The organism is Coprococcus hominis (ex Arizal et al. 2022), assembly GCF_040094675.1.
Lineage (GTDB): Bacteria > Bacillota > Clostridia > Lachnospirales > Lachnospiraceae > Coprococcus_C > Coprococcus_C hominis.
In genome coordinates this window covers 130290-145426 of the sequence record NZ_JBBNHG010000039.1, presented here as the reverse complement: position 1 = coordinate 145426, position 15137 = coordinate 130290, and the positions used below count along the sequence as shown (strand labels likewise).

Genomic DNA, 15137 nt, shown 5'->3' with positions numbered 1-15137 from the left:
ATTTGCTGGATTGCTATAAGAATCTGATGAAACGACCTTTCAAAAAACAGTTGATTTAGAAGTTAACTGTTTTTGAAAGGTCGTTTTTGCTATATCTAACAGTCTGTTGTACAAAGAAGATTTTGCATGGAAGAAAAAACAAACCTTGTTGAGGTTAAATTGAGTTTTCCATTGTATTGTATTGCTAATGAATAAGAATAAGAAAAAGAACAGACAATGCTGAATGCTCTGGAAACAAGAATATCTGAGTATAGTATGTAAGTTCGTAACAGAATGAAAGGTGCGATTCAAATGAGCAATTTGGAAAATTATATGAAACAGCAAGCAATTTTTTGTGAACAAAATGATAGCATTAGTAAGAATCTGTATTCAGAGTATGGTGTAAAAAGAGGCTTACGAGATGAAAAAGGCCAAGGTGTGTTGACGGGGCTTACAAATATTTCTGATATAAAAGCTTTTGAATATCGTGATGGAGTAAAGAGTCCATGTGATGGCGAGTTATCTTATCGTGGTTATAATATAAAAGATTTAGTAACAGGAAGTAAAGGAAAAAGGTTTGTCTTTGAAGAAGGAGCATATCTTCTTTTATTCGGAGAATTGCCAACTGATACACAGTTAATGGAATTTCAGGGAAGACTATCTGATTGTATGGAACTACCGACTAACTTTACCAGAGATGTCATTATGAAAGCACCTACATCAGATATTATGGGTTCTATGACTCGAAGTATTCTTACATTGGGCTCTTACGATAAGGAGAAAGAAAGTCTTGAAATTCCGAATGTGCTAAGGCAGAGTATGCAATTGATCGCAGCATTTCCTATGTTAGCAGTATATGCATACCATGCTTATTGTCATTATGAAAAAAACGAAAGTATGTATATTCATAGACCTGAAAAAGATTTATCTATTGCTGAAAATTTCCTGCGCCTATTAAGACCAGATACAAAATTCACAGAACTGGAAGCAAGAGTACTGGATATAGCATTATTGTTACATATGGAACATGGTGGTGGTAACAATTCTACATTCACTACACGGGTAGTAACATCTTCAGGTTCAGATACTTATTCTGTTATTTCAGCAGCAATGTCATCCTTAAAAGGAAAAAAACATGGCGGTGCAAATCTGATGGTAATGAATATGATGGATGATATTAAAAGTCATGTGAAAGATTATGAAGACGAAGAGGAAATTGCATCATATCTGAGTAAGATTTTGAAGAAAGAGGCGTTTGATCAGAAAGGACTTATTTATGGAATGGGACATGCTGTATATTCTATTTCAGATCCGAGAGAAAGGGTGTTCAAAGGTTTTGTAGAACAACTCGCAAGGGATAAAGGACGTGAGAAAGATATGACCCTTTATAACAATATTGAGAAGATTGCACCTAAGTTGATTGCAAAGCAGCGTCAGATATTCAAAGGAGTAAGTCCTAATATAGATTTCTATAGTGGTTTTGTGTATGACATGTTGAATATTCCAAGAGAATTGTACACGCCATTATTTGCGATAGCAAGAATTGCTGGTTGGAGTGCACATCGCCTGGAAGAATTGATAACTACAGATAAGATCATTCGACCGGCATATAAGAGTTTAGTCAGCAAAAAAGAATATATAGAAAGAGAGGAACGATAATATGGGAGCAGGAACCAGTGCAGAGGAGTTTTTTTTAAAGAGCATCAATGTTGAAAGCATATTTGAATTTGTTGAAAGAACAGATTATTTGTTCCTTTATAGTATAAAGGAATGTGTTGAAAAATCAGACTGTCATGAAGGAGTATATCTTTCAGAAGTGGCAGAATACATGAAATTATCGATTCCAGAAACATCTAAGATGGTAAAAAGTCTTGAAAATAAAGGATATATTATCTGGAAATTAGATGAAAAAAAAGAAAGAACATACCTTGTTTTGACGAACAAGGCAATTGAATTAAGTAATTGTCAGAAAGAAAAAATGATAGAAGCTTATGAAAAAATCATATCGAATATACAAGAAGATGACCTGGCAGTTACACGGCGTACATTGAGAAAAATCCGACAGCTTATGGAAGAAATAAAATAGTGATTAATACAACGGAGTAAGAAAAGCTCCTTCATATATTAGAATAAAAATATGGCTGTTTCTTTAAAAAGAAGCCGGTCATATTTTTTTATGAAAAATAAATTTTGTTGAGGTTAAATTGAGATTGACTTTGTATTGTATAAGTATGAAATAAAAAGGAATCAGGTGATGTACAATGATAAAGCATAAAATATGTAAAATCCTTCTTGTTATACTGGCAATTTTTTTATGTGTGGCTTTTTATGAATTGCTCGGAATCTGCGTTGCATATAAAAAGCAGCCGGAAGTGTCCAATACAACCAAAAAAGAAACAAAAAATGGGTCATGGAACGAATGCAGTGAAAATACAGAACGGGCAGTAATCATAGAAAAGAATCCAGAAGCGCTTTTACAAAGAGTGCGTTTGATCAAGAATGCAAAAAAGGAAATTATTCTTTCTACTTTTGCATTTCAATCCAATGAAAGTGGAAAATTGATTTTAGGAGCACTGCATGATGCGGCAGACAGAGGTGTACATATTCGTCTGTTAGTAGATGGAATGGAGAGCTGGATTGATATGGAAGGAAATCCGTATTTCTATGGATTATCTTCCCATGAGAATGTTGAAATTAAACTGTATAATAAGGCCAATCCGTTGAACCCGTGGGAAATGATGGGTAGAATGCATGATAAATATTTGATTGCAGATGGAAAGAGATATATTCTTGGGGGAAGAAATACACACAATTATTTCCTGGGTGATTTTCCGGGACATAAGAACTATGACAGAGACGTGTTAGTGGTTTGCGATGAACCTGAGAAAGAAAATTCAGTTAACCAGTTGTCAGAGTATTTTGAAACCATATGGAATCAGGAAGACAGTGGTTATTTTCATAACAATAAAAAACTGGCAAATAGAAAATCTGTAAAGAACGCAGTTTTAGAGCTGCAGAACAGCTATCAGAAATATTTTGAAGAGAATAAGGAAAGAATCTGCGAGACCGATTATACGAACGAAACTTTTGAGACAGAAAAGATTACATTAGTGTCAAATCCTATTCACACAGGTTCCAAAGAACCAGTAGTGTGGTATCAGTTGGGAGAATTGATGAAAAATGCAAAAAATCGTGTAAAGATCCACACGCCATATATTATCTGTAATGATATGATGTATAATACATGGGAGGAGATTGCAGAGAACGTTTCAGATTTTTCTATCATGACAAATTCAGTTGCGAATAATGGGAATCCATTTGGGTCTGCTGATTATGCTAAAAACAGAAATAGAATCTTAAGTACAGGAATTAATATCTGGGAATATGAAGGCGGTTATTCATACCACGGAAAAAGTATTCTGATTGACGATGATCTGTCTGTAATCGGTTCCTTTAATATGGACATGAGAAGTGCATATCTGGATACGGAACTGATGCTTGTAATACGAAGCAAAGATATTAATAAACAGTTGGAAGAGGGCATGATGGAATATGAAAAAGTGTCCCGCCAGATATTAGAAGGGGGAACTTATAATGATCCATATCATGTAGAGCCAATCGAATTAACAAAGAAACGTCAGGGAAAAATATTTTTGGTACAGCATCTGCTTGGATGGGCAAGGTATCTGTTTTAATAAGGAGGAAGGAAAACGTGTTTCAAATATTGATTGTAGAAGATGATAAAGAATTAAGCCAGCTATTCCAAAAAGTGCTTGAGAAGAATGGATATCAAGTCAAAAGTGCATCGGATGGAGCACAGGCTTTAGAAGTATTGGATAAGGAATATATTGATCTGATCATTTCTGATATTATGATGCCGGTTATGGATGGCTATGAACTGGTGTCAGAACTTCGTTCAGCAGGATATCAGATACCGGTACTTATGATCACTGCGAAAGGTTCCTTTGATGATATGCGTCAGGGATTTTTTTCGGGAAGTGATGATTATATGGTAAAACCGGTAAATGTGAATGAAATGGTTTTAAGAGTCGGAGCACTGCTTCGCCGTGCACAGATATTGAATGAACACAAAATTGTGATCGGTTCAACAGAGTTTGATTATGATGCAATGACGGTTACAACTGATAAGGAAAGTCTTGTTTTACCTAAAAAACAATTCCTGCTTTTATATAAGCTTGCAGCTTCGCCAGGCAGAACGTTTACAAAACAACAGTTGATGGATGAAGTATGGGGATACGAGACGGAGGCAGACCCACATACAATAGAGGTACATATAGGAAGACTCAGAGAGCGTTTTAAAGATAACCCGGATTTTGAAATCGTAACAATGCGTGGAATTGGATACAAGGTGGTGAAAAAATAATGGAACAAAAGAAAAAAAAAGGATTGCGGATCCGATCCTGTCTGACTGGTGCAATCTGGCTGGCACTTGTATTTTCAACAGTCATATCTGCTTTATTATTTGCTTTTTTGAATCATTTTTTTAATCTGCCGGGCAGCATACCTGTGCTTGGCTGGCTTTTGATTTTCAATACATTGATTGCAGGGCTGATTACTTCCTTTATCAATGCAAAGTTACTGGAACCAATTACCAGACTTAGTAAAGCAATGAAGGAAGTTTCTCAGGGAGATTTTGAACAGCATTTGGAAACGAACAGCCGTATAGCAGAAGTTGGAGAATCTTATCAAAGTTTTAACGTTATGACAAAAGAACTTCGTGCAACAGAGGTGCTGCAAATGGATTTTGTATCTAATGTTTCTCATGAGTTTAAGACCCCGATTAATGCCATTGAAGGATATACAATGCTGCTTCAGGGAGAAGAACTGTCTCCGGATCAAGAGGAATATGTAGAAAAAATCTTATTTAACACCCAAAGACTTTCCGGATTGGTTGGTAATATTTTGCTGTTATCCAAGTTAGAGAATCAGAATATACCAATGAAAAAAACAGAATATCGTCTGGATGAACAGATCCGCCAGGCATTTCTTTCATTGGAAACAAAATGGACAGAAAAAGAAATTGGTTTTCAGGTAGAATTGGAGGAAGTTAAATATACTGGGAATGAAGGACTTTTTATGCATATCTGGATAAATCTTTTGGATAATGCGATTAAGTTCAGCCCTTCAAAGGGGACAATTGCGATGTTTCTGAAACAAGAACAGGATTCTGTTAAGTTCATTCTGGAAGATGAAGGACCAGGAATAGAGGATGATGTAAAATCCAGAATATTTGACAAGTTCTATCAGGTAGATGGATCTCATAAAGCAGAAGGAAATGGCCTAGGTCTTGCACTTGTAAAACGGATTGTAGATAGTGCCGGAGGAACAATCAAAGCAGAAAACCGTGAATATGGTGGATGCAGATTTGTTATAGAGCTGCCAAAGCAGAAAGATGAGATTATATAGTTTTAAGATTAATTAGAAGATAGGAGGATTTATATGACATTTTATCAAGAGTTGCAGTTAAATCAGGCAGGTTCTAAAAACCTGTTGAAAAAGAGTGAAACACTAAAAGAAAAATTATATCATATGTGGGTATATCTGGTGAAGATAGCTGTTACAATGGCATTTTGTTTTTCCTTTGTTAGTATTTTCAGCATCCTATTTGGAAATGAGAACAGCATTGTAGGTGTAGTAGTCTTATTATGTCTCATGGTGTTTAGAAATTCGGATCTGGGGATCCACACCGGACAATCTACGATGCTTTTGGGTTTGTTCTTTGTAATTATGACTGTATGTCCGCATTTAGCAAATCAGTTTTCACCGGTATTGGGAATGCTGTTAAATATTGCGGCACTGGCTGTGTTGATTCTGTTCGGATGCCATAATCCATTCATGTTTAATCAATCTACATTGGTTCTTGGGTATCTGCTGCTATATGGTTATGATGTTACGGGAAAAAGCTATCAGATGCGATTAGTCGGAATGGCTTTAGGTGCAGCACTTACCTGCTTCGTATTTTATCGAAATCATAAAAACAGAACTTATAAAAGAAATCTGAAAGATCTGATACATGAATTTGATATCACTTCTTCCAGAACAAAATGGCAGATATGTCAGATTTTATGCGTACCGATTGTCCTTTGCATTGCAGAACTTTGTAATATGCCACGTGCAATGTGGGCTGGTATTGCGGCCATGTCCGTGATTTTGCCGTTTATGGAAGATATGCACTACAGAGTCCGTAAAAGGATTGTCGGAAATATTGTAGGTGTTATATGTTTTACAGTATTATATTTTCTGCTTCCTTCGTCAATCTATGCATATATAGGAATTCTTGGTGGAATCGGTGTAGGATTTTCAGCACAATATGGCTGGCAGGCAGTATTTAACACATTTGGTGCTTTAGCCATTGCTGCAGAGACTTATGGACTACAAGGAGCGGTTAGTCTTAGAGTGATTCAAAATGTTTTTGGTGTTGTGTTTGCTTTAGCATTTTGTGTTATATTTTATTGGTTTATGTCTAAAAAAAAGGAAAGTGAGGTGACCGTACATGCAGAGTGAAGTGAATCAGGAAGAAAATTTGAATAGAATTATTACGGTTCCTAATCTTCTTTCTTTTTTTCGGCTTTGTCTGATTCCGGTAATTATATGGAGTTATTGTGTAAAGAAAAATCCTCTGTTAGCTGGTGAAATCTTATTGCTGTCTGGTCTTACAGATCTTGCTGATGGATATATCGCAAGAAGATTCCATAGGATTAGTAATTTAGGAAAAATACTTGATCCGGTGGCTGATAAGCTGACACAGGCAGCGATGTTAATCTGTCTGTTTACTCGTTTTCCGCATGTGCTTCTTTTAATCGTAATAATGGCAGGTAAGGAGCTGTATATGGTAGTCAGTGGATGTCTTGTGATACGAAAGACAGGAAAAGTACATGGTGCAGACTGGCATGGAAAGATAGTAACCTTTTTATTATATGGAACTGCAGCGGTGCATATTATATGGTTCCACATTACACCGATGGTATCAGATCTGTTGATTGGTTTGTGCGCTATAATGATGGTCATATCGGTCGCTCTGTATATTATCCAGAATACCAGGACTCTTAAGGGAGAGACTGTATAAGCAATTTTATATTACAATGACTAGAAAAATATTTAGGAGAAGATAGATATAAACAGTAAGTCAAACACACAAACTATGGAGTCTTTAGTCGGTTTAATAAAATTTTAGATAGAAAATAAATCATTCAATGTCATTTAGATAAGGTTTTTTATGACAAAAAGACAGATTGCATATCTGCCTCATAACGCAGTATAATGGTAACGAGATTTATGCAACCCGATACATGAAATCTCTATTTCTCTTTGGACGGAGGTGGATAGTATATTTTCGATTGTACCTGACAGGTGTCAGATACTTTTGTATGAGAAGCATGGTCTCTGTTTCGTTACCGCCGTGTTTGAGATATGCCCTGCATATGTTTACTGCGATGGTGTATTTGAGTTCACGGAAGCTTGTTTCCTCGCTCCAGCGCATCCAGTAAAGTTTATTGATTTCTTCCAGAGGAAATTCTTCTTCTGAAAGATTGGTGGCAATACAGATATAGGTTCCATTATCAAGGCGAATACGTACAATACGGAATTCAATATCGTAATACATGCAGTTTTCATCAAGAGAATCAAAATCGGTAGAAGGCTGAAGTATGGTATAGGTATAGATGAAAGAAGCTCGTATAAATGCGAGTGCGGAAAGATAGGTTTGGAGAAATCCTTGATTTGGAACCATCCGAGGTGTGGAAGCAGATTGATGGAGAGTTGGAAAAGAAGATGCAGCGCAACGAGAAAGGATGATGCTTGTGGCAGGATCGTATAAATATTTCAGATATTATTTGCGGGATGTTCCGGAAAATGCATCGCTATAAAAATGCTGGAGGAAATGAATGGTCACACAAGAAATCAACTGATTACAGAATTTCTTATGCATTATCTGAAGACAGGAAGTGAGGATGACATGAAGGCGGCGGATATTATTGCAGATGAAGTGTTTGAGCATACATTAAAAAGAATTGACGAATTGGAACGTCAGGTAAGAATGCTTACAACTGGGCGTGAAAATATAGATGGAAACAAGATTTGGAAGAAGTTTCATTCCGAAGATATTTCCATCAATGAGTTAAATGAAGAGTAAGCAGGAAAATATGAATACTGCAGAAAATATGATCGAAATCTGTTTGGCGTCCTACCACTAAACAGATATCTGGTTTGTCTTGATCCCTACATTTGGAGACAAACGTTTTGGCGATGAACGGAGGCTTGGTGATGAGTTACACTTTTTGTGAGAAGAAAGTTGGAGAGAAGCTCCACGAACTAAGAATGAGAAAAAAAGTTGAAGCAGCGGGAAGCGGCAGATGAGATGCACATTTCTCGCGAACACTATTCACGTATAGAAAATGGAACCAGAAGAATAAGCCTGGAAATGCTGTTTATTTTAATGAATTTCTATGGAGAGGATGCGAATACCATCTTATGTATAAAGGATGGAGAATACTTCGAATGAGACGTTTAGAAAGAATATGGAGTTTGAAAAATACATCCTGGACAATGTTGAGATATAAGACAATTTATTCATTTTGTAAGGGTAATTATCAACTTTAGAATTTACAATTAGGCCACGTTATAGTATAGTATATGCTGAATGCGTGGCTTCTTTAGTTACGAAAGAAGCGCGGTATGTTCACACAACAGCTGAACAAAAAACAAAGGAGATAACATAAAATGAAACTAGGTATCGTCGGGCTTCCGAACGTCGGAAAGTCCACATTATTTAATTCTTTGACAAAGGCGGGCGCGGAAAGCGCGAACTATCCTTTCTGTACGATCGATCCGAATGTGGGTGTCGTACCGGTACCGGACAAGCGTCTTGACAAGCTGACCGAGATGTATCATTCAGCGAAGACAACACCGGCCGTGATTGAGTTCGTTGATATTGCAGGACTTGTAAAGGGTGCATCTAAGGGAGAAGGACTTGGAAACCAGTTCTTATCCAACATTCGTGAGACAGATGCGATTGTGCATGTTGTACGTTGCTTTGAAGATCCAAATGTCATTCATGTCGATGGTTCAGTTGATCCGATCCGCGATATCGAGACAATCAATTATGAGCTGATCTTCGCAGATATTGAGGTGCTTGACCGTCGAATTGCGAAGGGACAGCGTGGCGCAGCCAATAACAAGGAACTTGCAAAGGAAGTCGATCTGCAGAAGCGGATCAAGGAGCATCTCGAATCCGGAAAGCTTGCAATCTCCTTTGAGACAGACGATGAGGACGAGATCAAGTGGATGAAGGAATACAACCTGCTGACAGGCAAGCCGGTAATCTATGCGGCAAATGTATCGGAGGATGATCTGGCAGATGATGGAGCAGGTAATCCATATGTACAGAAGGTTCGCGAATATGCGAAGGAATTTGGCAGTGAAGTATTTGCTGTGTGTGCACAGATTGAGCAGGAGATCTCCGAGTTAGATGATGATGAGAAGCAGATGTTCTTAGAGGAGCTTGGCGTATCGGAGTCCGGTCTGGATAAGCTCATCAAGGCAAGCTATTCTCTGCTTGGACTGATCAGTTACCTGACAAGTGGTCCGGATGAGACGCGTGCATGGACAATCACGAAGGGCACGAAGGCACCACAGGCAGCAGGTAAGATTCATACGGATTTTGAACGTGGATTCATCAAGGCAGAGGTTGTTGCTTACGATGATCTGATGGAGAGCGGCAACATGCTTGCAGCGAAGGAAAAAGGTCTTGTACGTCAGGAAGGAAAAGAATACGTCGTGCAGGATGGCGATGTGATCTTATTTAAGTTTAATGTATAGAAACATATCATTGTGAAAAACTTATCAATAGAGTCTATAGATGAAAATAAAAAGGAAAAACTATGTATGATATCAGATTCCCAAATCTTGGGATAGTATTAAAAAATATCAAAGACGGATTCACGATCTTTGGATTTGAAATCAAATTTTATGGTGTGATCATAGCACTTGGATTTGTGCTGGCGTTCCTTGTGATCAGCAAGGAAGCAAAACGGACCGGGCAGAGCGAGGACACCTATCTGGACTTCATGCTCTGGCTGATCATCCCGGCAATCTTAGGTGCGCGGCTCTACTATATTATATTCAGTTGGGATTCGTATTTCCAGAAGGGCAAGGGCTTCGGGAAGACGTTGTTCGATCTGATCGATATCCGGAGTGGCGGACTTGCCATCTACGGTGGCGTGATTGCAGGTGTGATTGTTGCAATCGTCTTTGCGAAGAAACGGAAGATGAAGTTCTCTGTACTTGCCGACACGGTGACGATGGGACTTCTGATCGGACAGATCATGGGACGCTGGGGTAACTTCTTCAACCGCGAAGCGTTTGGCGATTATACGAATTCGCTTTTTGCGATGGCAATTCCAACAGATTATTATGTTGGCAAAGGAACCCTGACCGGTATGATTAACTCCGGTATCATCACTTCGGAGATGGCGAATCATATGCAGGTTTACGATGGAATGCAGTGGATCACGGTACATCCGACTTTCCTGTACGAATCGGTGTGGAATCTGATTTTGCTGATTGTAATTATCATTTACCGGAAGCACAAGAAGTTTGATGGAGAGATCTTCCTCATGTATCTGTGGGGCTATGGAATGGGACGTGTATGGGTCGAGGGACTGCGTTCGGATTCTCTGATGATTCCGTTTATTAATATGAAGGTGTCCCAGCTGCTTGCAGCAATCTGTGTGCTTGTCTGTTCGGTAATCATCGTGAAAAAACGTCTTGAAACAGTGAAAGCACCGGTGAAAACACCGGATTCCGAAGAAAAAGATACACAATAACAAATGTGAATATTGTAAGAATTAGACAAGGGAAATGCAAATTGGTATTGCATTTCCCTTTTTTTTGCGTTACAATGAAACCCAAGTGGAAGCTGAGTGGCAGTGAAATGGATGTCAAGTGGTGCTCGGTGGAGGTTGTTCCCACACAGGGAAGAACATTGTATGCAATACGAAAGGTGAAGCTATATGTCAATGGGTATGATAGGAGAATCGAATCATGGCCTCGATGCAAAAGGCAGATTGATTATTCCCATAAGATTCCGTCAGGAACTTGGGGATAAATTTGTGCTGTGCAATGGCATGGACCATAACATTGACGTATATCCGGAAGCAGAGTGGACAAAATTCGCAGAGAAGCTTGCTGCACTGCCAAAGAGTAATTTCCAGGCAAGACGTCTTCGTGATTTCTATGAAGGATCTGCGGTTGTCTGTGAGATGGATAGTCAGTATCGTATTGTAATTCCACAAAAATTACGTGAATATGCGGGCATTGATCGCGAGGTTGTCATGATTGGACATACGGATACCGTAGCAATCTGGGATAAGGCAGCCTGGGATAAGATCAACAGCCCAGAAGAGATTGACCTGAAAGAAATCGCCGAGATTGGTGAGTTGTTCAACATCTAAGGGAGGCTGCGATGGAATTTAAACACAAATCGGTACTTTTAGATGAGACAATTGACAGTCTGAATATAAAACCGGATGGAATCTATGTGGATGGAACCCTCGGTGGGGGTGGACATTCCTTAGAGATCTGCAAGCGGCTTTCGGACAAAGGTAGACTGATCGGAATCGATCAGGATCTGGATGCGATTGCAGCTGCGACCGAGCGGTTGAAGGATTACAAAGATCGTGTAACGATCGTGCATTCCAACTATCAGGATATTGATGCAGTATTAAAGAACTGTTCTGTGAGCGGTGTTGACGGAATCGTTCTGGATCTCGGTGTCTCCTCGTATCAGCTTGATAATGTGGAACGTGGGTTTACTTATCGTGAGGACACGCCGCTTGATATGCGGATGAATCAGGAAAGTACTATGACAGCGAAGGATATTGTAAATGAATATTCTGAAATGGAGCTGTACCATGTGATCCGCGATTATGGCGAGGACAGTTTCGCTAAGAATATTGCAAAGCATATCGTCAAGGCGAGACAGGAGCAGGTGATAGAGACAACCGGACAGTTAAACGAGATCATCAAGGCGGCGATCCCGGCGAAAGTCCGGCAGGGACAGGGACACCCGTCCAAGAAAACATTTCAGGCGATTCGGATTGAATTGAATCACGAGCTGGATGTGCTGGAGAATTCGTTAGATACTATGATCTCATGGCTGAATCCAGGTGGCAGATTGAGCGTGATCACATTCCATTCGTTGGAAGACAGGATTGTAAAAACGATATTTAAAAGAAATATGAATCCATGTACATGTCCACCGGAGTTCCCGGTTTGTGTATGTGGGAAGAAGCCGACTGGCAAGGTGATTACCAGAAAGCCGATTGTTCCAAGTGAACAGGAACTGGCAGAAAACAGTCGGGCAAAGAGTTCCAAGCTGCGGGTATTTGAAAAAGCAGATGTATGATTTTAAGGAGTGATTGATATGGCACAACAGGTTAGAAGACAAATGAATTATGTAGACGGTACGGCTGCAAGACAGATGTACGCAGCTCCGGCACGCCGTGTGCATGAGCCGGAAAGAAAGGCACCGAGTCGTAGAGTTGCTCCACAACAGCGTCCGCAGGAACGACCAAAGGTACGGCGCAGAGTGACTGCGCAGACCAAAAAGACGCTGGCATTCTCCGCAGGATATATGCTGTTTATGGCATTTATGGTATGTCTGGTTGTTGGATCAAGCGTATTGATGTTATATCTGAATACGAAGATCAGTACACAGCAGAACAACATCAGTGCCTTAGAGGCAGAACTTGAAAAGATCGAAGATGATAACGCAGCACATAAGCTTCGTTTGAATAATATGTATACATTGGACGATATTTACAATGTAGCAACCAATGAACTTGGCATGGTCTACGCTAAGAAGGGACAGATCATTTATTATGACAGTGCCAATGAAGATTATGTAAAACAGTATCAGGATGTTCCGGGTTCGAATTAGGATGTAGATCAAAAGTCGAGCAGTTTCGCTGCTCGATTTTTGCGGTTGAGGTAAAAGTATGACTAGAAGACCACAAAACAGAGAAAATAGAAGAAGACGAAAGCGAAAGGTATTTACCAACCGGATGCGCGGCAGATTGAAATTTGTGTTTGGGTGTGTCATGGTTGGATTTGGTGTGCTTGGTGCAAAAATTATCTGGATCAATGCACAAAAAGGAAGCCAGTATAAGCAGCAGGTATTGACGCAGCAGGGCTATTCCAGCAAAGTGATTCCGTATAAGCGTGGTGATATTGTCGATGCGAACGGAACCGTGCTTGCGACGGATAAGAAGGTGTATGATCTGATATTAGAGCCTGCCAATATCGTGCAGTATGAGAAGAAAAAGACGGCGACGGTATCAGCGCTGAAGGAATTTTTCGGATTTACAGATGAGGAGATCGCAGGATTTCTGGCAAATGAAAAATCGTACTATGTAGTGGCAAAGAAGGGCGTTGAGTACGAGGAAGTACAGAAATTTGAGGAATACTGCAAAACCGATGAAGGCTCCAATGTCGTTGGAATCTATTACGAAGAGCGGTATGTACGTGTCTATCCGAACAAAGAACTTGCGTGCCATCTGCTTGGATTTACCGTCAGCGGAAATGTCGGCATGTATGGCGTCGAGGAGTATTATAACAGCGAGTTAAATGGTACGAACGGACGGGAATACTCGTATCTGAATGAGGATTACGGCGTGACCAATTCGATTGAGCCGGCAACTAACGGCTATAACCTTGTGACAAGTATTGATGCAAATGTGCAGAAGATTGTTGAGGAAAAGGTAAAGGCAAAACTGGAGGAAGAGGACGCTAAGAATATATCCGTGCTCGTGATGAATCCGAAGAATTGTCAGATCATGGCGCTGTATAATTCCCATACATTTGATCCAAATGATGCTTATGATCTGGATTCGACACAGTATCAGTTCGATACGCAGGAAGAACTCGAGGCATCCGGATATTCCAGTTTTGAGGACTTTAAGCAAAACGGAACGGATGAAGAACATGTGGATGCGCTATACAAGGTATGGCGTAACTTCCCAGTATCAGATGTGTTTGAGCCAGGTTCTACCTATAAGACATTTACGATTTCCGGCGCACTCGAAGAGGGTGTGATCACACCAGAGGATACATTCTTCTGTGATGGTGGTGAGCAGATTGAGGACCGTTATATACAGTGTCATTCCCATGATTACGGTGGACATGGAACGGTCGATCTTTCCGGAGCGCTGGAGAAATCCTGCAACGATGCTTTGATGCAGATTGCAGCAAAGGAAGGAATTGCATTATTTGATAAATATCAGGTGTTGTTTGGATTTGGACAGTCCACGAATGTCGATCTGCCGGGTGAACCAAGCGATTCCTCACTCAGTGGGCTCGTATATCATGCAGATAATATGGGAGCTGTATCCCTTGCGATATCTTCGTTTGGACAGGGTGTAACAACCTCAATGATGCAGGTTGGAACCGCATTTTGTTCTGCGATTAACGGCGGATATTATTATGAGCCAAGTGTTGTACAGCGGATCGAAGATGAAAATGGAAATATCGTCCGGAATCTGGACCCTGTGCTAGTCAGAAGAACGATCTCGGAGGATGTATCAGCACAGATGCGTCAGTTTTTAAAGAACGTAGTATCCGAAGGTACCGGTAAGAAAGCGACCGTTGAGGGTTACGAGATTGGAGGTAAGACCGGTACTGCCGAGAAGCTTCCACGAGGAAATGGAAAATACATTCTTTCCTTTATTGGATTTGCACCGGTGGACGATCCACAGGTTGTTATCTATGTCGTAGCGGATGAACCGGAATTACAGTCAGGAAGTGGCGAGGCAGCGCATTTGTTTGCAGATATTGCAGAAGCTATCTTCCCATATTTGAATATTTATAAGACGGATGAGACATATGATATTGATGAGGCAACGGCAGAGGATGAACCTGCAACGCCAATCTATGGTGGAGAAGCTCCGGCCAATGATGTAGCTGGTGGCAGCGACAACCCATATGTCGAGCAGTCCGAGGGTGAGACGACAACCGAGACAACGACAGAAGATCCGAGTGCAACGACAGAAGCGCCCGCGCAGGACACAACGCAGGAAGCACCAACCGGATGATGTAGAAAACAGGTATAGTTCGCACGCACAGGGAATACATTTTTATAAAAT

Annotated in this window: 16 protein-coding genes; 15 read left to right on the top strand and 1 reads right to left on the bottom strand. The window is 40.1% G+C overall.

What is annotated here, in order from left to right:
• Window positions 1-273 precede the first annotated feature (273 nt).
• From AAAT93_RS12725 to AAAT93_RS12695, 7 genes are all read left to right on the top strand, one after another.
• The gene (locus AAAT93_RS12725; protein ID WP_172679323.1) at window positions 274-1638 is read left to right on the top strand and encodes a citrate/2-methylcitrate synthase; all 1365 of its coding nucleotides are present in this window, start codon (window positions 274-276) and stop codon (window positions 1636-1638) included.
• Window position 1639: 1 nt separating this feature from the next.
• Window positions 1640-2065, top strand: coding sequence for a MarR family winged helix-turn-helix transcriptional regulator (locus AAAT93_RS12720; protein ID WP_118373476.1), 426 nt, complete (start codon window positions 1640-1642; stop codon window positions 2063-2065).
• A gap of 175 nt (window positions 2066-2240) precedes the next feature.
• The gene (locus tag AAAT93_RS12715; RefSeq protein WP_227573289.1) at window positions 2241-3674 is read left to right on the top strand and encodes a phospholipase D family protein; all 1434 of its coding nucleotides are present in this window, start codon (window positions 2241-2243) and stop codon (window positions 3672-3674) included.
• A complete protein-coding gene (locus tag AAAT93_RS12710; protein WP_005421560.1) occupies window positions 3653-4363 on the top strand; it encodes a response regulator transcription factor in 711 nt (236 codons plus the stop codon). Before AAAT93_RS12715 ends, AAAT93_RS12710 begins: the two co-directional genes overlap by 22 nt.
• The gene (locus tag AAAT93_RS12705; protein WP_118544815.1) at window positions 4363-5406 is read left to right on the top strand and encodes a HAMP domain-containing sensor histidine kinase; all 1044 of its coding nucleotides are present in this window, start codon (window positions 4363-4365) and stop codon (window positions 5404-5406) included. The genes AAAT93_RS12710 and AAAT93_RS12705 overlap by 1 nt, the downstream gene beginning before the upstream one ends.
• A 33-nt stretch (window positions 5407-5439) precedes the next feature.
• Window positions 5440-6504, top strand: coding sequence for an FUSC family protein (locus AAAT93_RS12700; protein WP_118544816.1), 1065 nt, complete (start codon window positions 5440-5442; stop codon window positions 6502-6504).
• Window positions 6494-7066, top strand: a complete 573-nt coding sequence (locus AAAT93_RS12695) for a CDP-alcohol phosphatidyltransferase family protein (RefSeq protein WP_005335451.1) — start codon at window positions 6494-6496, stop codon at window positions 7064-7066. The genes AAAT93_RS12700 and AAAT93_RS12695 overlap by 11 nt, the downstream gene beginning before the upstream one ends.
• 207 nt (window positions 7067-7273) lie before the next feature.
• Here AAAT93_RS12695 and AAAT93_RS12690 read toward each other — a convergent pair whose 3' ends face one another.
• On the bottom strand, window positions 7274-7603 hold the full coding sequence (locus tag AAAT93_RS12690) for a hypothetical protein (protein WP_118373472.1): 330 nt from the start codon (window positions 7601-7603) through the stop codon (window positions 7274-7276).
• Window positions 7604-7867: 264 nt separating this feature from the next.
• Between AAAT93_RS12690 and AAAT93_RS12685 the strand changes: the two genes are divergently transcribed.
• The 8 genes from AAAT93_RS12685 to AAAT93_RS12655 all read left to right on the top strand — a co-directional run bounded on the left by AAAT93_RS12685 (window position 7868) and on the right by AAAT93_RS12655 (window position 15086).
• A complete protein-coding gene (locus AAAT93_RS12685) occupies window positions 7868-8131 on the top strand; it encodes a hypothetical protein (protein WP_021985290.1) in 264 nt (87 codons plus the stop codon).
• Window positions 8132-8329: 198 nt separating this feature from the next.
• The gene (locus AAAT93_RS13670; RefSeq protein ID WP_227573288.1) at window positions 8330-8500 is read left to right on the top strand and encodes a helix-turn-helix domain-containing protein; all 171 of its coding nucleotides are present in this window, start codon (window positions 8330-8332) and stop codon (window positions 8498-8500) included.
• Window positions 8501-8718: 218 nt separating this feature from the next.
• On the top strand, window positions 8719-9816 hold the full coding sequence (gene ychF, locus AAAT93_RS12680) for a redox-regulated ATPase YchF (protein ID WP_117781070.1): 1098 nt from the start codon (window positions 8719-8721) through the stop codon (window positions 9814-9816).
• A gap of 62 nt (window positions 9817-9878) precedes the next feature.
• Window positions 9879-10823, top strand: a complete 945-nt coding sequence (lgt, locus tag AAAT93_RS12675) for a prolipoprotein diacylglyceryl transferase (protein ID WP_177982951.1) — start codon at window positions 9879-9881, stop codon at window positions 10821-10823.
• A gap of 192 nt (window positions 10824-11015) precedes the next feature.
• On the top strand, window positions 11016-11450 hold the full coding sequence (gene mraZ, locus AAAT93_RS12670) for a division/cell wall cluster transcriptional repressor MraZ (protein WP_177982953.1): 435 nt from the start codon (window positions 11016-11018) through the stop codon (window positions 11448-11450).
• Between the two features lie 11 nt (window positions 11451-11461).
• Window positions 11462-12403 carry a 16S rRNA (cytosine(1402)-N(4))-methyltransferase RsmH gene (rsmH, locus tag AAAT93_RS12665; protein WP_117781068.1) on the top strand — a complete coding sequence of 314 codons (942 nt, stop codon included), beginning with the start codon at window positions 11462-11464 and terminating at the stop codon, window positions 12401-12403.
• An 18-nt stretch (window positions 12404-12421) separates the two neighbouring features.
• Window positions 12422-12937 (top strand): hypothetical protein, encoded by a 516-nt coding sequence (locus AAAT93_RS12660; RefSeq protein WP_117781067.1) that lies wholly within the window; start codon window positions 12422-12424, stop codon window positions 12935-12937.
• 58 nt (window positions 12938-12995) lie between these two features.
• On the top strand, window positions 12996-15086 hold the full coding sequence (locus tag AAAT93_RS12655; protein ID WP_227573287.1) for a peptidoglycan D,D-transpeptidase FtsI family protein: 2091 nt from the start codon (window positions 12996-12998) through the stop codon (window positions 15084-15086).
• Window positions 15087-15137: the final 51 nt, after the last annotated feature.